This is a genomic window from Actinoplanes sp. HUAS TT8, from assembly GCF_051380535.1.
GTDB lineage: Bacteria > Actinomycetota > Actinomycetes > Mycobacteriales > Micromonosporaceae > Actinoplanes.
Map to the genome: position 1 here is coordinate 2,011,010 of NZ_CP195646.1, position 19,595 is coordinate 2,030,604.

Annotated in this window: 15 protein-coding genes and 1 pseudogene; 5 read left to right on the top strand and 11 right to left on the bottom strand. The window is 71.4% G+C overall.

Translation table 11 applies throughout. From position 1 onward, the window contains the following. The first annotated feature begins 116 nt into the window (after positions 1 to 116). On the top strand, positions 117 to 458 hold the full coding sequence (locus ACSHV8_RS08785; protein ID WP_436531188.1) for a hypothetical protein: 342 nt from the start codon (positions 117 to 119) through the stop codon (positions 456 to 458). Between the two features lie 12 nt (positions 459 to 470). Here the strand turns inward: ACSHV8_RS08785 and ACSHV8_RS08790 are convergent, their stop codons facing one another. From ACSHV8_RS08790 to ACSHV8_RS08800, 3 genes are read right to left on the bottom strand one after another with little or no spacing between them, the layout of a single operon-like run. Beyond that, a complete protein-coding gene (locus ACSHV8_RS08790; protein WP_436531190.1) occupies positions 471 to 1,232 on the bottom strand; it encodes an ABC transporter permease in 762 nt (253 codons plus the stop codon). Continuing rightward, entirely contained in the window at positions 1,229 to 2,125 is an 897-nt protein-coding gene (locus ACSHV8_RS08795) for an ABC transporter permease (protein WP_436531192.1), read from the bottom strand. Before ACSHV8_RS08795 ends, ACSHV8_RS08790 begins: the two co-directional genes overlap by 4 nt. Then, on the bottom strand, positions 2,122 to 3,063 hold the full coding sequence (locus ACSHV8_RS08800; RefSeq protein ID WP_436531194.1) for an ABC transporter ATP-binding protein: 942 nt from the start codon (positions 3,061 to 3,063) through the stop codon (positions 2,122 to 2,124). Before ACSHV8_RS08800 ends, ACSHV8_RS08795 begins: the two co-directional genes overlap by 4 nt. 478 nt (positions 3,064 to 3,541) lie before the next feature. On the opposite strand from ACSHV8_RS08800, the gene ACSHV8_RS08805 reads away from it, so the two are divergent. The 3 genes from ACSHV8_RS08805 to ACSHV8_RS08815 all read left to right on the top strand — a co-directional run bounded on the left by ACSHV8_RS08805 (position 3,542) and on the right by ACSHV8_RS08815 (position 6,735). Beyond that, positions 3,542 to 4,180: a DUF4190 domain-containing protein gene (locus ACSHV8_RS08805; protein WP_436531196.1), complete on the top strand. Its 639-nt coding sequence runs from the start codon at positions 3,542 to 3,544 to the stop codon at positions 4,178 to 4,180. 85 nt (positions 4,181 to 4,265) lie between these two features. Next, complete coding sequence (locus ACSHV8_RS08810) at positions 4,266 to 5,909, top strand: PHP domain-containing protein (protein ID WP_436531198.1); 1,644 nt, start codon at positions 4,266 to 4,268, stop codon at positions 5,907 to 5,909. Between the two features lie 82 nt (positions 5,910 to 5,991). Further along, positions 5,992 to 6,735, top strand: a complete 744-nt coding sequence (locus ACSHV8_RS08815) for a hypothetical protein (protein ID WP_436531199.1) — start codon at positions 5,992 to 5,994, stop codon at positions 6,733 to 6,735. Between the two features lie 163 nt (positions 6,736 to 6,898). On the opposite strand, the gene ACSHV8_RS08820 is transcribed toward ACSHV8_RS08815, so the two are convergent. The 8 genes and pseudogenes from ACSHV8_RS08820 to ACSHV8_RS08855 all read right to left on the bottom strand — a co-directional run. Continuing rightward, on the bottom strand, positions 6,899 to 7,909 hold the full coding sequence (locus tag ACSHV8_RS08820) for a hypothetical protein (RefSeq protein WP_436531201.1): 1,011 nt from the start codon (positions 7,907 to 7,909) through the stop codon (positions 6,899 to 6,901). Positions 7,910 to 8,159: 250 nt separating this feature from the next. Continuing rightward, positions 8,160 to 8,849, bottom strand: coding sequence for a GNAT family N-acetyltransferase (locus ACSHV8_RS08825; RefSeq protein ID WP_436531203.1), 690 nt, complete (start codon positions 8,847 to 8,849; stop codon positions 8,160 to 8,162). After that, positions 8,846 to 11,638 (bottom strand): FAD-binding and (Fe-S)-binding domain-containing protein, encoded by a 2,793-nt coding sequence (locus ACSHV8_RS08830; RefSeq protein ID WP_436531205.1) that lies wholly within the window; start codon positions 11,636 to 11,638, stop codon positions 8,846 to 8,848. Before ACSHV8_RS08830 ends, ACSHV8_RS08825 begins: the two co-directional genes overlap by 4 nt. Before the next feature lie 117 nt (positions 11,639 to 11,755). Next, positions 11,756 to 12,736, bottom strand: coding sequence for a ketopantoate reductase family protein (locus ACSHV8_RS08835; RefSeq protein ID WP_436531207.1), 981 nt, complete (start codon positions 12,734 to 12,736; stop codon positions 11,756 to 11,758). 143 nt (positions 12,737 to 12,879) lie between these two features. After that, positions 12,880 to 15,237, bottom strand: coding sequence for an AAA family ATPase (locus ACSHV8_RS08840; protein WP_436531209.1), 2,358 nt, complete (start codon positions 15,235 to 15,237; stop codon positions 12,880 to 12,882). A gap of 48 nt (positions 15,238 to 15,285) precedes the next feature. Then, positions 15,286 to 16,599, bottom strand: coding sequence for an FAD-binding oxidoreductase (locus ACSHV8_RS08845; RefSeq protein WP_436531211.1), 1,314 nt, complete (start codon positions 16,597 to 16,599; stop codon positions 15,286 to 15,288). Continuing rightward, the gene (locus ACSHV8_RS08850; RefSeq protein ID WP_436536729.1) at positions 16,596 to 17,462 is read right to left on the bottom strand and encodes a sulfurtransferase; all 867 of its coding nucleotides are present in this window, start codon (positions 17,460 to 17,462) and stop codon (positions 16,596 to 16,598) included. Before ACSHV8_RS08850 ends, ACSHV8_RS08845 begins: the two co-directional genes overlap by 4 nt. 102 nt (positions 17,463 to 17,564) lie before the next feature. Continuing rightward, positions 17,565 to 18,527 (bottom strand): annotated as a pseudogene (locus ACSHV8_RS08855) (ketopantoate reductase family protein); the annotation flags it as partial. A gap of 87 nt (positions 18,528 to 18,614) precedes the next feature. On the opposite strand from ACSHV8_RS08855, the gene ACSHV8_RS08860 reads away from it, so the two are divergent. Continuing rightward, positions 18,615 to 19,451 carry a LysR family transcriptional regulator gene (locus ACSHV8_RS08860; RefSeq protein WP_436531213.1) on the top strand — a complete coding sequence of 279 codons (837 nt, stop codon included), beginning with the start codon at positions 18,615 to 18,617 and terminating at the stop codon, positions 19,449 to 19,451. Positions 19,452 to 19,595 lie beyond the last annotated feature (144 nt).

Genomic DNA, 19,595 nt, shown 5'->3' on the forward strand with positions numbered 1-19,595 from the left:
TGCGGTCACCTGAAGGAATGACATTCCAGCGGCCGGTGAACCGCGGGCCTCTCCCGGTGGTGTCCGCCGGTGAGTCCGTCAGCCGACGACGGATCGCACCACCGGAAGGAACCACCATGAACCTTCACCGGATCCCGCAGATCCCCACCCCGAGCCGGCGAGTGCTGACCGGTGCGGCTGCCGCCGTGACGGCCGGAGCCCTCGCCGTTTTCGGCCTGACCGGCCCGGCCGCCGCGTCCGGCGACGACACGAACTGTGTCGACGTCAGTGTGGCCAAGGGGCGGGTGACCTCGACCGTACGGGTCGACAACAACTGTTCGACCGATGTCGACGTCCGCATCCTGATGTCCGCCCCGCGGCTCGGTGGCTACCCGTGCGTCACCGTCGGCGCCGGCACCCGGTGGTCGTACAAGTTCGTCCGGGCCTACCACATCTACTGGGGCACCGAGTTCTGCTAGCCCCGCCCGCTCTCACCCGCCCAGGGTCCGCCCCAGCCGGCGGACCGCCACCACCAGGCCGATCGCCCCCATCGCGGCCAGGTACAACGCTCCCACCAGGATCTTCACCGAGATCACCCCGAGGGCCGGCCCGCGGAGCAACTCGATCCCCTGGTAAAGCGGCAACCACTGCACCACGATCTGCACCGGGCGCGGATAGACCGACAGCGGATAGAACGTCGTCGCGAACAGGAACATCGGCAGCATCACCAGCTGGATGTACTGCATGTCCTGCCAGTCCCGCAGAAACGTCACCACGACGACCCCGGCGGTGGCGAACGCGAACGCGATCAACGCCGCGCCCGGCACGACCAGCAGCGCCCACGGGGACCGGACCAGTCCGAACGCGGTGATCACGACGAGGAAGGCCAGACTGACGATCGTCCCGCGAAGCACCGCCCAGCCGATCTCGCCCAGCGCCACGTCCCGCTCGGTCAGGGGAGTGGCCAGCATCGACTCGTACGTCCGATCGGTCTTCAGTTTCCCGAACATCAGGAACGTCGTCTCGTTCATCGCACCGTTCATCGCCGCCGTCGCCAGCAGCGCCGGCGCCACATAGGCGGCGTAGCGCACCGGCTCGCCGCCGGCCACGTCGGTGACGGTTCCGACCAGCACCCCGATCCCGACCCCGATCGACAACAGATACAGGATCGGCTCGAAGATCTCGGCGAGCAGCACGTACCACGTGTGCTTGTAGATCATCAGATTGCGCTCGACGAGCACGGCGGCGCTCACGCGGTCAGCCTCCGGGTGTAGGCGCGCCGCCCGGCCAGGTAACCGGCGGTGATCAGCGCGAGCAGGACGAGCACGTGGACGACGATCGGCCCGGAGCCGCGGCACAACTCGGTGCCGTGCCAGAGCGGGCTCAACCAGACGAGCGTCCGCAACGGGCCGGGCAGCTGCTCGGCCGGGAAGAACGTGCCGGAGAACATGTACAGCGGCATGATCACGAAGCGGAACACGGCGCTGAGTTTCGCCGGGCGGTCGGTGCTCACCGCGTACGCCGAAATCGGGGTGGCGAAAGCAAGCGCGGTGAGCACGGCGCCGAACAGAGCGCTCGGGGAGGCGGCCCCGAAGACGAGCAGGACCAGCAGGATCGCGGCCGAGTCGAGGGTGGCGCGGAACGCGGTGAACAGCAGGTGCCCGGTGAAGATGTCGGAGGGCTCCATCGGCGTGGTCACGGCGGCGCGATAATTGCCGCCGGGACGCGCGGACTGGAAGACCGGGCCGGAACCGTGGATGAAACCCATCTGCATGGCCGACGCGGCGAGCAGGCCGGGGCCGATGAACGCCAGGTAGGAGCCGCCGTGCAGGTAGGCGCTGCTCTGCGCGTCGACGAGTTTGCCCAGGCCGAGGCCGAGCGCGGTGACGAACAGCAGCGGATTGGCGATGCTGATCACGGCGGTGCCGCGCCAGGTCCGCCGGTAGCGGTGCCACCAGTAGCCGAACTCGCGCGTCGCCGGCCGGGCCAGAAGCCGCGCCCCGGCCGGACTTATGGCCGGACCCGCTCCCCGCGCCTCGGCCGGTTCTGTTCCCCGCGTCTCGGCCGGGTTTGTTCGCGCCGTCTCGGTCGGGTCTGTTTGCGCCGTCTCGTTCGGGTTCGTTCGGGGCGCCTCGGTCGGGTTCATTCGATCAGCGTCCGTCCGGTCAGGGTGAGGAACACGTCCTCCAGGCCGGCGCGGCGGACCAGCGCGGTCAGCGGATCGAGCCCCCGGCGCCCGACCTCCTCCAGCGCGGACTCCCCGTCGGTCGTGTAGCAGAGCAGCCGATCCGGCAGCACCTCGATGCGCTCGCCGATCCCGCGCGCCTTCTCCGCCGCCTGCTCGTGCCGGTCGAGCGGGAACCGCAACTCCAGGACCTCACGGGTGACATACCGCTCGATCAGTTCGCGCGGCGAACCGTGCGCGACGATCCGCCCGCCGTCCATCACCGCGAGCCGGTCGCAGAGCTGCTCCGCCTCGTCCATGTAGTGCGTGGTCAGGATCAGCGTGACCCCGTCCTGCTTGAGCCGGAACAGTCGCTCCCACAGCAGGTGGCGGGCCTGCGGGTCGAGCCCGGTGGTCGGCTCGTCGAGCAGCAGCAGGTCAGGCTCGTTGACCAGGGACCGGGCGATGGTCAGGCGCCGCCGCATGCCCCCGGACAGATCCTGCACGCGCGCCGTCCGCTTGTCGGTGAGCCGCGCGAACTCGAGCAGCCGATCCGTCCTCTCCCGGATGACCTTGCGCGGAAGACCGAAATAGCGCCCGTAGATGAGAATGTTCTCCTCCACGGTCAACTCTGTGTCAAGCGTGTCATCCTGCGGAACCGACCCGAGCCGAGCCTTGATCGCCCGCCGATCCCGCGCCGCGTCATGACCGAGAACGGTCAGCTCACCCCCGCTGCGCGGCGACACGCACCCGATCATCCGCATCGTCGTCGACTTCCCCGCCCCGTTCGGCCCGAGAAACCCGAACGCCTCCCCCCGCCGCACATCGAAGTCGATCCCCCCGACCGCCACATGCTCCGGCGGTCCTTCGTAGACCTTGGTCAGCCCCCGCGCGCTGACCAGCGCCATTGAGTCATCCACGACCGAACGCTACAAGTATCGAACTCCCTCACGCAATAAATAGACCAAAACCCGAAAATCCAAGACTTCCCCGTACGGCGGGTAGCCGCGCCCCACCTCCCGCCACCAATTCGCCGCGCCTCACCACACCCCGCCGTCAACTCGCCGCGCCTCACCGCGCCCCGCCGCCAGCTCGCCGCGCCTCACCGCGCCCCGCCGCCAGCTCGCCGCGCCTCACCGCGCCCCGCCGCCAATTCGCCGCGCCTCGCGGGTCCGCCACCGCCCCGCCGAGCCAGACCCCAGCCCCTCCCGCACCAAACCCCGCAGTACCGCGCACCCAGAATCGGCCCCGCCACCCCCACCTGCTGACCACGCTCGCCCACGCCGAACCCGCGGGGCCCCACCGGACCGGCAACCCGACCCGGCTGGCCTGATCTCGCGAGACGCCAATCGTTCGGCCGAGCGTGCCTCTGCCGCCTGCCGGGCAGAATGTTGCGCCATGGACCACCACGATCACGGTCACGGCCACCATCACCACACGCCGGATCCACCGATGCCGTCGTCGGACTCCTGGTCCTCGGCCCCCGGTTCCTGGGCGCCCTCCACCGGCGGTGCCGCGGACTCCTCACCCGCGCCGGCCGCCGCCATCCCGGACCCGTGGACCGCGCCGCCCGAGACCGGATCGTCCGTCTCGGGCAGCAGCACGGACGACGCGGAGGCCCCGAGCACGTGGTCACCAGCGACCGGCTGGCCCGCCGAGCCGGCCAACTCGGCGACGCCCGCCTATGTGAACAGCGCGCCGACCGACCCGCCCTTCGAAGCCTCCGGCGCCGGAACGTTCGCCAAGACCACACCACTCGCTAATGCCGAACCGTCCGCTGCGGCCGCGTCGCAGGGTGGGGCGGCGCTCGGCATTGTGGCGCTCGTGCTGGCCGGCGTGTCCCTGTTCCTGGTCCTGTGTGACTTCGGTGTGTCGGCGCTGGCCGCGGTCGTCGTCGGTGTGATCCACCTCCGGCGAACCGGCCGTGGTCAGCCCGGCCGTCGCCCTGCCGTGGCCGCGATCGTCATCGGCGCCCTCCTTCTGGTTCCGTCGGTGGTGCTGAGCATCGGTTTCTACTTCGTGAGCTTCGGGCCGTAGGGCACACGCCTGGTCATGAGGAGATCATCGATTCGACATGTGTGAGTCGCCGCCGGAACCGGGCGTGTGCCTACGTTCGGAGGTCATGAGTGCGCTGCCCGAGTGGGCCGACCCCGCCGTACCGGAAAATGATCTTGATCTTCAGGGTCTGAACCGCCGTGGCATCCTGAAGCGTGCCGGCCTGTTCGGCGCCGCTTTCGCCGCGACGACCGCGCTGCCCGGCGCCGCGCCCGCGTCGGCGACGAGCAAGCCGCCGGCGGATCATGACCCGGAGCTGGTCTACCTGGTCGGCGACCACCACGTGCACACGCAGTACAGCCACGACGCGAAGTACACGCTGTCGCAGGCGGCCCGCCGTGGCGCCCAGTTCGGCCTGGACTGGATGGTCCTCACCGAGCACAGCAACTTCGGGCACGAGAACATCGGTGCTGCTCAGGAGCACGCCGAGATCGTCAATGCCCGGGTGGAGAACCCGCGGGTGCTGATCTTCCAGGGCCTGGAGTGGTACATCCCGGGCGCCGAGCACGCGACGGTCTTCACGCCGCCCGGCGAGCACGAGGTCGACGTGCTCCGGCAGTTCGAGCAGACGTACGACGGCAAGCTCCTCGCCCGCACCGAAGGCACCCCCGCGAACGAGGCCCTGGCCGTTGCCGCGATCAAATGGCTCGCCGCGCAGAAGGCGTCCGGTTACGTCGACGACGCGCTCGTGCTGGCCAACCACCCGTCGCGGCTCGGCATCGACTCCCCGCACGAGATGCGTGCCTGGCGGGACGCCGCCCCCGACATCATGATCGGGATGGAGGGCGCGCCGGGCGCCCAGGGCGCGGCCCTGCCAGGTCTGCGGGGCGCGAACAGCATCCGCGGCGAGTACGAGAACAAGCCGTCTGCCCAGTCCTACGCCGGTTACCCGATCGGGGCCTACGTCACCTACGGCGGCTTCGACTGGATGACCGCGACGGTCGGTGGCCTGTGGGACGCGCTGCTCGCCGAGGGCCGGCTGTTCTCGATCACCACCAACTCGGACAACCATCGGACCGTGCACGACACCCTGCGCAACGGGGATTACCCGGCCGGCACGACCTTCGACAGCCTCGGCAAGGTGCCCGACCCGGTCGAGACCGGCGTCGAGCAGCCGGGCAGTGATTTCTGGCCGGGACAATTCAGCCGTACGCACGTGGGTGTCACCCGTTACGGATACCGCGAGGTGATGGCGGGCCTGCGCGCCGGGCGGGTGTGGGTCGACCACGGTCAGCTCGTCGACGGCCTTGACGTGCGGCTCTCCTCGGACCACGGCCGCTCGGCGACGCTGGGCGGCCGGCTGCGCGTGCGCCGTGGCGAACGCGTCACGCTGACCGTGACGGTGGACAGTGCTTCCCGTCCGAACTTCCATGGTGTTCTCCCCAAGCTTGCTCATCTGGACGTGATTCGTGGCGTGGTGACCGGTCGCCCGGCCGCCGACCCGGACTCGTGGCGCGCGCCGGACACCCGCGTCGTCGAGACGGTGGACGTGTCCCGCCGCAGTGGCCGTTACACGATCCGCATTCCGCTCGGCGTTGTGCGGGCCTCCGGTTACGTTCGAGTCCGGGGCTCGGACGGCAACCGGCACGGCGCCGGAGTGCTCGGCGCCGCGATCGATCCGCACGGCCCGATCGCCCACACCCCGGGTGACGGCGACCCGTGGCTGGACACCTGGCTGTACGCGAATCCCATCTTCATCGACGTTTTCTGAGTTGTCGGTAGTGCTGGCGTTACCTCGAATACTCACCCTGGCGTGATGGTCCGGGCCGGCCGGCTCCGGCAGGCTTGGACGCATGACGCAACGGATTCCCGCAACGCTCACCGCACTGGCCGCGTTCCTCGTCGCCGCGTTCGTGGTCGCCCCGGGTCCGCTCTCCGGCAGTCTGCCGGGCGGCCTCGGGGCGGCGCTTCGCGCGTCGTTCGAGGAGTACTGGCACGCCGACCGGAGTGACCACCTGCAGACGGTGGTCGACTACTGGTTCCGATATCACCTGTTCAAAGGCACGATCGCCGCGCTGCTCCTGGCTGTGCTGATCGCGCTCGGCGTTCTGCTGTGGAGAGCGTTCCTCCGTTCCGGCGGGCCCGCCCGTGCGGTGGCCGGTGTCGGCACGGGGCTGCTCGGCCTGGTCGCGCTGGCCGCAGTGATGGCCAACATCCAGGGCGCGGTCGCGCCGTTCGCGTCGCTGTTCCCGATGCTGCAGGGCAACGCGCTCGACGTGGTCGGCCCGCAGCTGAACGCGGATGCCCACCCGCCGGCGGCGGTCGCGACGATGGTCGACGACTTCGCGCGCTACCACGTGGCGATGGCGGTCATCGCCACTGTTCTCGCTGTTGTCTTCGTCGGCGGGAGCGTGCTGGCCGGCCGCCGGTTCGTGAGAACGGATCCGTCCGACCGGCGTGCCCGCCTCGCGATCGGCTCGTTCGGTGCGGTCGCCGCCCTGCTGTCCGTGGCCATGATCGTCCTGGCGGTGGCGAACACGACCGTCGCGGCGAATCCCGATCCGGCCTTCGCCGCCCTGGTCAACGGCAGTTGGTGAGCCTTGGACGAATGCCCCCAGAACCCCCGAGGGGAGCAAGCCTCAACGACGGGGAGACCGGCAATCCGCGTGGTCCGTGTGAGGTCCGTGAGGTCGAGCCTCAGCTGACCGGAACACGGTGATCTGCGGGCGGGTGCGAGTGCTTCCGGGCCGCGGGCGGCGGTTACGAGCGGCGGCGGCGACGCAGGAGAGCGGCGGTGACGGCGATGAGGACAGCCGCTCCGGCCAGCAGGAACAGGACCAGGGGGAGACGGGAGGACGACTCGGCGGCGACCGGGGCGGCGGCGAGGGCCGGCGAGGGTCGGGCGGACGGTGGGGCGGGCGACGCCGGAGCCGCCGCGGACGGGGACGAGGTCGAGGTAGGAGGTGAGGGGAGTGGATAGCGCAGGAGCGAGGGCTTCGAACCCTCGGAGACGGTGAGCAGCGCGGTGCCGTCGACCGTGTAGGCGACCGACTCGCCCTGGGGCTCGTCCGGCAGCGGGATCTGGCGCGGGGTGCCCGAGGTGAGGGCTGCGACCACGTCGCCGCCGGTCACGTCGTACTCGAAGGCGTCGGCGTAGGTGCGGAGGACCACGCGGGATCCGTCCGGGCTGGTGGCCGCGCCGGTGATCACGAGGCGGCCGGCGAACGAGAACGGGTTGCTGGTCGCGGTGATCGGGACCGAGACCGAGCCGGCGAGTTTCAGCTTCGTGGTTCCGCTGGCTTTCAGAGGGCCCGACAGTACGTAGATGCCGGCCGCTCCCGGGGTTTTCGTCACGATGATCGGCGTCCCGTCCGGGGCGATCAGCAGGGCTTCGGCGTTGTGGGCGCCGTCGGGGTACGACAAGCGGAACAGGCCCGGCTTGGACGAGCCCGGCGCCAGCTTCCACAGCGCGATCGTGTCCCGGGACGCGCCGTTGTCGCCGATGTCGCCGACCCAGAGCGTTCCGTCCCGGCCCAGCTGCAGATCCTCGGTGTCGCGGGGGCGGGACGGGTAGGAGACCGTACGGCGAACGGAGCAGTTCTTGGTCAGGTAGAAGATCTTCCGATGCGAGGCCTCGTCGGCACCGTCGTTGACCGTCACGTAGCCGTCGGCGGTGGCCACCAAGCCGGACAGCTCGTCCAGGCGCTTGTCGTCGATCTTGCAGACAGGGCCGGCCGCCACCGCGGCCGCGAGCAACGGGGCGAGCAGCATGCCTCATTCGACCACGCGCGTGCCACACCCGGGAAACGCCGGACGAAGTGGACCGTCCGCACGGCGCTCGCTCCGCCAGGGAAGACGCCGGGCGAGGTGGACCGTCCGCGCGGTGCGCGCTCCGCCAGGGAAGATGCCGGGCGAGGTGGACCGTCCGCGCAGCGCGTGCCACATCCGGGAAAATGCCGGACGTAGTGGACCAGTCCGTGCGGCGCGCGCCAGGCGGACCGGGAAGGGACGGCGGGTCGGGTTACTCCTCCGGGGATTGCGGCTGGAGGGGCTTGGTGCAGAGTACGTCGGGTACCGGCAGGTAGCCGTGCCGCTGCCAGAATCGCAGGCCGGCCTCGTTGTTCGGCATCACGAGCAGGTTGATCCGTGGGCAGCCGAGGGCTTCGAAGCGCGCCTCCAGCTCGTGGACCAACCGGGTCGCGATGCCCTCGCGGCGACGTGCCGGGTCGACAGCGAGGCGGAAGATCCATCCGCGGCGGCCGTCCCAGGTGCCGAGAATGGCGCCTGCCACGGCGTCAAGGCCGGCGCCGCCCGCGATGCCGTGGCCAGCGCTGGCCGCGGTGGTCGGGGTGTCGTGGCCAGTGCTGGCCGCGGTGTTGGGAGCAGTGCCGGTCGTGGTGTCGTGGCCAGTGCTGGCCGCAATGTTGGGAGCAGTGCCGGTCGGGGTGTCGTGGCCGGCGCTGGCCGCGGTGTCGGGGCCAGCGCCGACCGCGGTGTCGAGACCGAGGCCGGCCGGGGTGCCGGGGCTGGAGGTGGGGCTGGAACCGGGGCTGGGGCTGGGCGCGGGGTCGTCGGCGACCGCGACCAGGAACAACTCCGGGTCTCGGGTCAGCTTGGTCTCGAGTTCGGCGCGGGACAGGACGTCCGCCCCGGTCGCCGCCCACACGGCGGCGACCGAGTCGTAGTCGTCCCAGTCGAAGGTGCGGATCACTTGCGGGGCAGCGCGTCGGCCAGCAGTTGCACGAGGTGCACGCCCGACACGTCGGCCAGGTCGTCGGCCTGGGTCCGGCACGAGAAGCCGTCGGCCAGGAAGATGTCGCCTTCTTCGGCTTCGGCCAGTGCGGGCAGCAATTGTTGTTCGGCGACGGCCACCGACACCTCGTAGTGCCCGCGTTCCACCCCGAAGTTGCCGGCCAGGCCGCAGCATCCGCCGAGGCGTTTCACCGTCGCCCCGGTCTGCTTCAGCAGTTTGGCGTCGGCTTCCCAGCCCATCACCGCATGGTGGTGGCAGTGTGGTTGGGCGACGACTCGTACCCCCGCGAGTGAGGGCGGAGACCAGCCGGGGGTGGCGGCCAAAAGCTCGGCCACCGTCTTGGTCGCCGCGGCGACTTCGCGGGCGGCTTCGGTGTCGACGAGTTCGACCGCGTCCTGCCGCAGCACGCCGGTGCACGAGGGTTCCAGCCCGACGATCGGGATGCCCTTTTTAACGGCTTGATGCAGTTCGTTCACGGTGGTGCCGAGGATGCGCCGCGCCGCGTCGAGCTGCCCGGTGGAGATCCAGGTCAGTCCGCAGCATGCTTTCCGGCTGGTCACCTGTGGTGCGTATCCGGCGTCGACCAGCAGGTCCACGGCCGCCTGGGCGATCGCCGGCGCGAAGTGGTCAGTGAAGCTGTCCACAAACAGAATGACCGGCTTGCCAACTTTTACCGGCTTGAAAGACGACTTGAAGGTTCGAGGGGCGAATGTCGGGATCGACCGCCGCGAGTCGACTCCGGCCAGGTAGAGCGCCAACCCGCGAATACCGGGAAGGCTCGTCATCAGGTTCGCCAGGGCCGGCATCCGCGACGCCAGCCGCGACCAGCGCGGCAACCACCCCAGCGAATAGTGTGACCGAGGCCGCGTCCGCCCCTTGAAGCTCTGATGCAGGACCTCGGACTTGTACGCCGCCATGTCGATCCCTGTCGGGCAGTCCGAAGCACACCCCTTGCAGGACAGACAAAGATCCAGAGCATCGTGTACGGCATCCGAGCGCCAGTCCGGCGCCAGGTCCCCGTCGAGCATCTCCTGCAGCACCCGCGCCCGCCCGCGCGTCGAGTCTTTTTCGTCTTTGGTGGCCAGGAACGAGGGGCACATCACGCCCCCGAGGGTGGTCGTGTCGGCCCGGCACTTGCCCACGCCGGTGCACCGGTGCACGGCCTGGTTGAAGTCGCCGCCGTCGTGGTGGTAGGCGAGCGCGAGTTTCGTGCGCACCGGCCGGGCCTGGGACACGCGGATGTTCGCGTCCACCGGATCCGGGTCCACCAGGTTGCCCGGGTTGAGCAGATTGCCGGGGTCGAACGTGTGCTTGATCTGCCGGAACAGGGTCATCGCGGCCGGCGAGTACATCCGGCTGAGCAGTTCGCTGCGCGCCCGCCCGTCCCCGTGCTCCCCGGAGAGTGACCCTCCGTAGCTGACCACGAGGTCGGCCGCGTCCTCCAGGAACGCCCGGAATTTGCCCGGCCCGCCCGGCTTGTCCAGCGGGAAGTCGAGTCGCACGTGCACGCAGCCGTCGCCCAGGTGCCCGTACGGCATCATGCTCAGCCCGTGCCGCTCACCCAGCGCATCGAAATCCCGCAGGTACGCCCCGATCTTGGCGGGCGGCACCGCCGAGTCCTCCCATCCCGCGTGCGCCGGCAGCCCGCTCGGCGCGCGCCCGGCCAGCCCGGCCCCGTCCTCGCGGATCTTCCACAGCGGCGCCGCCTTGGCCGGATCCTCCTCGATCAGGTGGTCGATGGCCTGCGACGCCTCGATCAGCTTCTCTGTGCGGAATCGGACATCGTCGGGGTCATCGCCGGCGATCTCGACCATCAGCCAGGCGGTGCCGCCGGGCAGCGGGGGAACGGCGTCGGGCCCGCGACGGGTGCGGACCACGTCGCAGATCCGGTGGTCGAGCCCCTCGCACGCGGTGGGCTTGAACTCCAGGATGGCCGGGATGACGTCACCGGCCGTGCCGAAGTCCGGGTAGCCCAGCACGACCAGCGTGCGGTACTTCGGGTCGGCGACCAGACGCACCGTGGCCTCGGTGATCACGGCCAGGGTGCCCTCGCTGCCGACCAGGAACTCGGTCAGGTTGAACCCGTTCTCGGGCAGCAGGTGCTCGACCGCGTACCCGGAGACCTGCCGCCCGAACGTCGCGAACTCGGTCCGCCCGACGGCCAGGTTGGCCCCGATCAGATCCCGCAGCGCATCGACGACCTTCGACGACGCGAGGTCTTCGCCGTCGATCGTGAAGGCTTTCAGATCAAGAACATTGTCGGACGTACGGCCGTAGCCCAGTGTCCGCGACCCGCAGGAGTTGTTCCCGATCATGCCGCCGATCGTGCAGCGCGTGTGCGTCGACGGGTCCGGCCCGAACCGCAGCCCGAACGGCCGCGCCGCCGCCTGCAGCGTCGCCTGGACGGTGCCCGCCTGCACCCGGGCCGTCCGCGCGTCCCCGTCGACGTCCAGGACCCGGTTCATGTGCCGGCTGAAGTCCAGGATCAGGCCCGGACCGATGGCGTTGCCGGCCACCGACGTGCCCGCGCCCCGCGCCGTGATCGGAATCCCGAGCTCCCGGCCGACCGCCAGGGTCGCCAGCACGTCGTCGTCGTGCCGCGGCCGCACGATCGCCTGCGGCACGACCCGGTAGAGGGAGGCGTCGCTGGCATAGGCCGACCGGTGGGCCGCATCGGTCAGCACGTCGGTCACGCCGGCCCGGTTCAGGCTCCGGACGAGGTCGGTCGAGATAGCAGCGGTCGTCACGTTATTCCAGAACAATCTGTAGTCGGGCAGTCCCCGCACATTACCGACCGGCCCGTTGCCCGTGCCGGAGCCTTCCCGCAGCTCGGGACTACATCACACGGCTCGGGCCCGGGAGGATCAGTCCGGCAGGGTGGCGCTCAGGTCGGCGTCGTCGAGCGAACCGGGCGCGACCCCGTCGGCGAGAGCGCGATGCATGCGTGCCTGCATGGCCGCCGCCCCCGGCGTCGGCACCCCGTGCAACCGGCCGAGCAGCACGATCTCGCCGTCCAGGTAGTCGGTCTCGGGCAGCACGGCCCGGGTCAGGCTCTGCCGGGTCGAGGCGCCGACCGTCGGGTGCGACGCGATCACGCCTTCCCGGAAGTCGCCGAGGTCCAGCTCGGCCGGCTCGATCCCGGCCGCCCGGTAGACGGCCCGGGCCTCGGCCTGGAGCTTCTTCACGGCGGCGGCCCGCAGCGGACTGGCCGGGTAGAGCGCGTCGAGGGTGTTGGCCATGTTCCCGAGCAGCTTCCCGGCCTTGTAGGCCCGGATGTCGTCGACCACCCGCACGGTGAACCGGCCGGCCCGCAGCCCGTCGGCCACCCGGTCCGTGACGGCGTCCGGCCCGCCCGGGTAGCGCCCGAGGTGCAGCACGGCCGGAACCGGCTCGGCGTGGTTGACCACCTCACCCGGCACCACGAAGGTCGCCGGGATCGACACCACCCCGCCGATGACCTGCGCGAACGACCGCAGGACGGTCCGCTCGTTGTCCATCCCGTTCTGCAGCGTCACGATCGGCAGCTCGCCGGCCGCCACCCCGTCGCGCCCGTCGGCCCGCTTCACGGGCTGCCAGGCCCATTCCCGTACGGCGGAAGCGGTGTCCTGGGTCTTGGTGCTCAGCACGAGCACGTCGTCGCCGGTCAGCGCGACCTCACCCGGACCGCCGGCCACCGGGATCGTCAGCGTGTACTCGCCGTCCGGCCGGATGTACCGCAGCCCGCCGGCCCGCAGCGCGGCCAGCTGCGCACCCCGCGCCACCAGCACCACCTCGGCCCCACCGCGAAACAGCTCGGCCGCCACCGAAGCCCCGACCGCTCCCGCACCGATAATCACGAACCGCACAGCCCTCAGCCCCGTCCCCAGAGTTCCCGCCGCGCCCCGGAGTCGAATTCCGGGCGCCAGTTCACTTCGGTCAGACTAGCGATGACCGGACAAACCGGCCGACGCGCCACCGGCCGCGCGGGATCGGGTCGTTCGGCCGCAGGTCAGCTCCAGGTGACGCTCGTGGTGCGGCAGCGGCAGGTCGCGTCCGGCCCTCGACGGGTCACCCATTCGCCGCACCGGTGGCAGTTCAGGGCCAGGAACAGGGTCCGTGCGTTCTGCGCGAAAGAGCGGGCTTCGCCCCAACTCAAGGCTTCGGCGTACGGGTTGTAATGCGCTCCGGCCAGGTTGCGCAGCGCGGAGACGTCGTCGATCTCGCGGATCAGGGCCTCGATCGAGGACCGGCGCAACGCTTTGACGAGCCCGGGCCACAGGTCGCCCAGGGTGTACCGGTCACCTTCGGTGCGCTGGACACTGATCCGGAATCGCCAGCTCATCTCCGACCCGATGCGTTCCAGCAGGTGCCCGGCGGCTCCGACCGCCAGCGCGGGGTTCTCGCCGGCGAGGGCGGCGTCGACCCCGGCGAGCGGGCTCGGTGTCGCGGTGGACAGGCGCGGGCCGTCCCGGAACGTCCAGTCGATCAGACGATGCTCGGTGAAATCGTGGCCGCGTTTCTGCATCAGGGACCGCAGCTGCTGATACCAGAGCTGGTCGTGGATGGTGACGATCAGCTGCCAGTCGGCGAACTGTTCGAGGACGTGCGCCATCAGGCCCAGCCGGACTCCCGCATCGACGCTCTGGAACACGTCGTCCAGGGCGAGGACCCGGGCCTGGCCGCGTTCGACCGAGGCCCGGGCGACGGCCAGGAAGAAGAGCAGGGCGAGCAGGTCCCGGTAGCCCTCGCTGAAGATCTGCTGCGGGAACACCTTCTCGCCGTTGTTCAGCTCGACGACCATGTCCAGGCTGACCGGGCCGGACTCCCCGGCCAGCACGTGGATCTCCCGGACGTAGTCGGCCTTGGTCACCTTGAGGAAGCTGGTGGTCAGCTCGGCGCCCACCTCGGTCATCACGTGCCGCAGCTGGGCCGCCTCACGGTGGTAGGTGATCGGGTTGAGCATGTTGCCGGCCTGCTCGATGCCCTTCTTGGCCCGGCGGTAGTCGGACAGGGCGTGCTGGAGGGTGCCGATGAGGTCGCGCAGGTCCTGGTCGAGGCGGTCCCACACGCCCTCCTGGACGGCCTGCTCCTGGTTGAGTCCGCCGAAGACCCGGTCGCGGAGCGTCTTCTTCAGCGCCTCGGCGGTCTCGACCAGCTCGAACGGCACGCCGAGGCGTTCGCTCAGGTCGGTGGCGAGGGTCTTGCGGCGGACGCGGGCAGCGAAGAGCTCGTCCTGGAACAGAACCTGCCGTTCCTCGGGGCGGACGCCCATCCGTTCGGCGTCGCCCGGGAAATAGTCGAAGAAGACGGCACCCCGGGAGAGCGGATCGGTGTCGAGGAACCGGAGCAGGTCGGAGCGTTTGAGGGTGATCGGCGCCCAGCGGAATCCGGCGGTCGGTGGGGCGCCGTCGGCGACGAGCCGCCCCTGGTCGTTGTGCTCCAGGGTGCGGCTCACCACGGTGCCGTCGGACAGTTCCACGGTGGCGACGGCTTGCCGTTCGGTGTTGAGGTTACGCAGGACCGGCGCGAACGAGGAGTCGAAGTCGTGCGATCGCCCGACCCGTCCCTGGAGCGCGAACTCGATGCCGTCCACCAGGGAAGACTTGCCGACGCCGTTGTCACCGAAGATGAGGACGCTGGCCGGTCGTCCTTTGCGGCGGAAATCCATGCCCAGTTCGGAGCCGACGCCCCGGAAGTCGGACAGGGTGACGCCGGCGATCCGGATCCGGCTCTGCGACATGTCGGTCGCACCGATGTCGTCGCCGTCACCGGCCGCCTGTTCCCGGGCGCCGCGCAGCAACAGCGCCGCCGTGGACTCGGCGTTGCGCGGCGCCGACTCGGCCAGGACGGCCAGCTGCTGGTCGACCGGCGGGTGCAGAATCTCGCCGATCTGGCGGGCGGCCGCGCGGAAGTCGGACTCGGGGACCCCGAGCGCCTCTTCCCACGGGCTGCGGGGAACGCCCTTGACCTTCTCCCGTTCCGCGTTCAACCGGTTCAGGAACGGTGGTGGCTTGGCGACCGGGTTGGTGAGCAGGGCAGTGGCGTCGACGACGGCCGCCCGGTCGCCGGGCCGGGCGTCGCGGCCGCCGTTCAGGGCGATCAGAGCCTCGGCGGTGGCGATGACCGCCCGGCCCAGTTCCGGACGGCTGCGGCCCGAGGCGCTCTCGAGAAGCAGCCGGGCGTACGCGAAACGGGCGTGCACGGCGTCGGCCCAGGCCACCGAACCACGCAGCGTCAGGCGCAGCCTGTCGGCGCTCATGGCTCGGTAGCGTTCGTGGAGCCGGCGGTTCGGCTGCTTGGCGGTGACGATCCGGTCGATCACGTCCACCAGGGCATCGATCCCGGCCGGGGGGTGGTGCTGGAACATCCGGCAAGTATCCGTATCGGGCCCGGCCCACCGGCTCGGGGTCGGCGCCTACAGAGCTTTGCCCGGGTTGAGGATGCCCTGCGGGTCGAAGACCGCTTTGAGTCGGTGCTGCAGGTCGAGCGAGAACGGGCCCACCTCGCGGGCCAGCCACTGCCGCTTGAGGACGCCGATGCCGTGTTCGCCGGTGACCGTGCCGCCCAGGGCCAGGGCCAGTTCGAAGATCTCGTCGGCCGCCCGGGAGGCCGCCGCCGGGATCGGGGTTCCGTAGGCGCCGGCCACGATGATCGGGTGCAGGTTGCCGTCGCCGGCGTGGGCCAGCGTGCAGATCGGCACGTCGTGGCGGGCGGAGATCTCGCCGATGGACCGGACCGCCTCGGCGAGCCGGGAGCGGGGCACGGCGATGTCCTCGATCAGCGGGCGGCCCAGGCGTTCGATCGACGGCAGGGCCTGCCTGCGGGCGTACAGCAGCCGGTCCGGATCGTCGGAGACCTGGACCGAGACCGCGCCTTCGGCCAGTACGGAAGCGGCCTCGGCCGAGCCGTCGTCGGTCTGCACGATCAGCAATGCCGAACCCGACGACCGCAGGCCGGGGTCGATCGCGTCCAGGGTGGCCTGGTCGAGGAGTTCCGTCAGGACCGGCTGGATCCGCGCCTCGGCCAGGGCGACCGACGCCGCGGCGGCCGACTCGATGTCCGGGTAGTAGGCGGCGATCGTCGTGTCCGCGGCCGGCAGCGGACGCAACCGCAGCGTGGCCGAGACGATCACCCCGAGCGTGCCTTCGGATCCGACGAAGAGCCCGGTCAGGTCGTAACCGGCGACGCCCTTGAGCGTCGACCGTCCCGTCCTCAGAAGCTCACCACCGGGAAGAACGACTTCCAGCCCGAGTACGGCGTCACGCGTCACGCCGTATTTCGCGCACCGCAGGCCGCCCGCGTTGGTCGCGATGTTGCCGCCGATCGTGGACAGTTCCAGGCTGGCCGGGTCGGGCGCGTAGCGCAGGCCGTGCGCGATCGCCGCCCGGTCCAGGTCGGCCGTGATCACGCCCGGTTCGACGACGGCCACGCCGTCGGCCGGCCGCAGGTCGAGGATGCGGTTCAGCCCGGCCAGGTCGAGCACGACCTCGCCGGTGCCCGCGGTGGTCGCTCCGGTCAGCGCGGTTCCGGCTCCGCGCGGGACTATCGGGGTACGGGTCTCCTGCGCGCCCTTGAGCACGGCCTGCACCTCGGCGACCGAGCGGGGGAAGGCGACCGCCGCCGGCGTGCCCGCGGGCTCCCATCCGGACCGGTCGAGCCGCCGGGAGGCGAGGACGCCGGGCTCGGCGCTCCACGGCACACCGGTCCGCGCCAGCCACTCCAGGGTCACGGCTGCTCTTCGCGGGGCGAAGCGCCGGCCGGGACGGAGCCGGCCGGGGACGGGCCGGTCGCCGCGGGCCGCGACGGGTCCGACGACCAGGCCGACCACGAGCCCGGGTACAGGGCGGCGTCGATCCCGGCGACCGCCAGGGCGGCGATCTGGTGCGCCGCGGTCACCCCGGATCCGCAGTAGACGCCGACCGGCCCGCGCACGTCGGCGAAGCGTTCCCGCAGCTCGTCCGCGCTCTTGAAGTACGGGATCCCGCCCTGCAGGTTCTCCCCGGTCGGCTTGCTGATCGCCCCGGGGATGTGCCCGGCCCGCGGATCCACCGGCTCGACCTCGCCGCGGTAGCGCTCCCCGGCCCGCGCGTCCAGCAGCGTCCCGGTCCGCGGCAGCGCCGCCGCCTCGTCCGCGGTCAGCACCGGCAGATGCCCGCCGTCCAGCACCACGTCCCCGGCCGCGCGGGGCCGCGCCGATCCGGACGCCTCCGCGAAACCGGCCGCCCGCCAAGAGGCAAGACCACCATCAAGCAGGCGTACGTCGTCGAGCCCACCCCACCGCAGCAGCCACCAGGCCCGGGCCGCGGCGAGTCCGCCGCTGTTGTCGTAGACGACGACGGTGGTCCCGGCGTTGATGCCCCAGCGCCGGGCCGCCGCCTGCAGCTGCCGCGGCGAGGGCAGCGGGTGCCGTCCGGCCAGGGGTTCGTGCGGTCCGGCCAGTTCGGTGTCCAGGTCCACGTAGACCGCCCCGGGCAGGTGGCCGTCCCGGTAGTGCTTCTCGCCGTCCGGGTCGCCGAGCGCCCAGCGCACGTCGAGCAGCACGGGCGGGTTCGGTTCGGCGGCCCGGCGGTAGACCTCGTCGGCGTCGATCAGGACCGGCCGGCGCTCGTCCGGGAGGGCGAGGGTCGCGGCGAGGTCGTCGTCGCCGAGCGAACCGGCCGCGGTGCCCTCGGCGATCGCCCGGTGCACGCGGGCCTGGACCGCCGTGGCGGCCGGCGTCGGTACTCCGTGCAGGCGCCCGAGCAGCACGATCTCGCCGTCCAGGTAGTCGGTCTCGGGCACCGCCGCGCGGGCCAGGCTCTGCCGGGTCGAGTTGCCGGCGCGGGGGTGGCCGGGGATCTCGGCGAGTCCGAAGCCGCGCTGGTCCGGGGTGGCCGGCACGATCCCGGCGGCGGCGTAGACGGCGCGGGCCTCGGCGCGCAGCTTCTCGACGGCGGTGTCCCGCAGCGGGCTCGGCGGGTACAGCGCGTCGAGCGAGTTGACCAGGTTGCCGAGCAGTTTGGCGGCCTTGTGGGCGGTGACGTCGGCGACCACGTGGACGGTGATCCCGCCCTGGCGCAGCCCGGTGGCGACGCGTTCGGCCGTCTGATCGGGAACGGTCGCGGGGTAGCTGCCCAGGAACAGGACGGCCGGGACCGGGTCGGCGTGGTTGACGACCTCGCCGGGCACCACGTAGGTCGCCGGGATCCAGACCACCGCGCCGACCACGCGGGCGAACGAGCGCAGCGCGATCCGCTCGCTGGCCAGGCCGTTCTGCAGGGTGACGATGGGCAGGTCGGTGGCCGCGACCCCGGCCCGGCCGTCGGCGCGCTTGACCGGGCGCCAGGCCCACTCGCGGGCCGCGACGGCGGTGTCCTGGCTCTTGGTCACCAGGAGCAGGATGTCGTTCTCGGTCAGCTCGACCTCGTCCGGTCCGGCCGCGACCGGGATCCGCAGGTCGTGTACGCCGTCCGGGCGCACGTAGCGCAGCCCGTGCTCGCGCAGCGCGGCCAGTTGGGCGCCGCGGGCGACCAGGAGCGTGTCGACTCCGGCCCGGTGCAGTTCGGCGGCGATCGACGCGCCGACCGCGCCCGCGCCGATGACCACATACCGAGAGGAGTGGCCGACATCACCGATGGTTTCAATAGGAATTGGGGCCGAAGTCATGCAGGTCAGCATGGTCGTCGCGCGGCGGGTCTGTCCAACACTGAAATCCGATCGGAATCGAATGCGTTTGCTTATCGATGCGCTGCTAGCGTCCGCGGCATGGGACAGATCCTGGACATCGTCGCGCTGCGCAGCCTGGTCGCGGTCGCCGACTGCGGCGGTTTCCACCGGGCCGCGGCCACGTTGCGGATCAGCCAGTCGGCGGTGAGTCAGCACGTGCGCCGCCTGGAGAAGGTGCTCGGCCGGCCCGCGGTCGAACGCCAGGGGCGGGCCGCCGTGTTCACGCCCGAGGGGCAGGCGCTGCTGGGGGAGGCCCGGCGCATCCTGACCGCGCACGACGAGGCGCTGCGGCGGCTGATCGGCCCCGGCCGCCCGACGATCACCGTCGGCGCCACCGAGCACGCCGCCGACCTGATCCTCCCGGCGGTCACGGCGGCCCTGCCCGGGCACCAGGTCCGCTTCCGCATCGACCGGACCCGCCGTCTCGACGCCGCGGTGGACCGGGGGGTCCTGGACCTGGCCGTCCATCTGGCCGAGGCGTCCTCGGTCGACGGCGTCCCGATCGGCGCCCTGCCCCTGAGCTGGTACGCGGCTTCTTCCTGGCAGCCGCCGTCCGGCCCGGCGGTCCCCCTGGTGGCGATCGAGGAGCCGTGCGTGCTGCGCCGCCGGGCGGTGGCCGCGCTCTCGGCCAACGGTCGTGACCCCTATGTGGTGTGCGACAGCGGGTACGTCGCGGGCGTCTTCGACGCGGTCCGCGCCGGTCTGGGCGTGGCGTTGATGGCGACCGCGGCGTCCACTCCCGAGGGCCTGACCGAGCGCGCCGATCTGCCGCCGGTCACGCCGGCCCCGGTCAGCCTGCGCATCCGTGCGGGCGCCGACCCGCACCTGGCCGAGCTGGTCCGCGAGGGCCTGCAGGCTGTGCTGGCGCCCGCCTGAGGTCTGTTGCTCTGACCGCAACCACCCGACCACGTCGCCCTTGCGGGCCTCGCGTTCTGGCCGCGCCAGCGGCCTGCGAGGGTCGCAAGGGTCCCCGCGGGAGCGACGGTCTGTACCCCGGCGGACCGGGGCAATGAAGAATTT

Coding starts and splice junctions, on each gene's coding strand:
- ACSHV8_RS08785 (WP_436531188.1), top strand. CDS start 117: ATGAACCTTCACCGGATCCCGCAGATCCCCACCCCGAGCCGGCGAGTG.
- ACSHV8_RS08795 (WP_436531192.1), bottom strand. CDS start 2,125: ATGAACCCGACCGAGGCGCCCCGAACGAACCCGAACGAGACGGCGCAA.
- ACSHV8_RS08805 (WP_436531196.1), top strand. CDS start 3,542: ATGGACCACCACGATCACGGTCACGGCCACCATCACCACACGCCGGAT.
- ACSHV8_RS08810 (WP_436531198.1), top strand. CDS start 4,266: ATGAGTGCGCTGCCCGAGTGGGCCGACCCCGCCGTACCGGAAAATGAT.
- ACSHV8_RS08815 (WP_436531199.1), top strand. CDS start 5,992: ATGACGCAACGGATTCCCGCAACGCTCACCGCACTGGCCGCGTTCCTC.
- ACSHV8_RS08820 (WP_436531201.1), bottom strand. CDS start 7,909: ATGCTGCTCGCCCCGTTGCTCGCGGCCGCGGTGGCGGCCGGCCCTGTC.
- ACSHV8_RS08840 (WP_436531209.1), bottom strand. CDS start 15,237: ATGTTCCAGCACCACCCCCCGGCCGGGATCGATGCCCTGGTGGACGTG.
- ACSHV8_RS08860 (WP_436531213.1), top strand. CDS start 18,615: ATGGGACAGATCCTGGACATCGTCGCGCTGCGCAGCCTGGTCGCGGTC.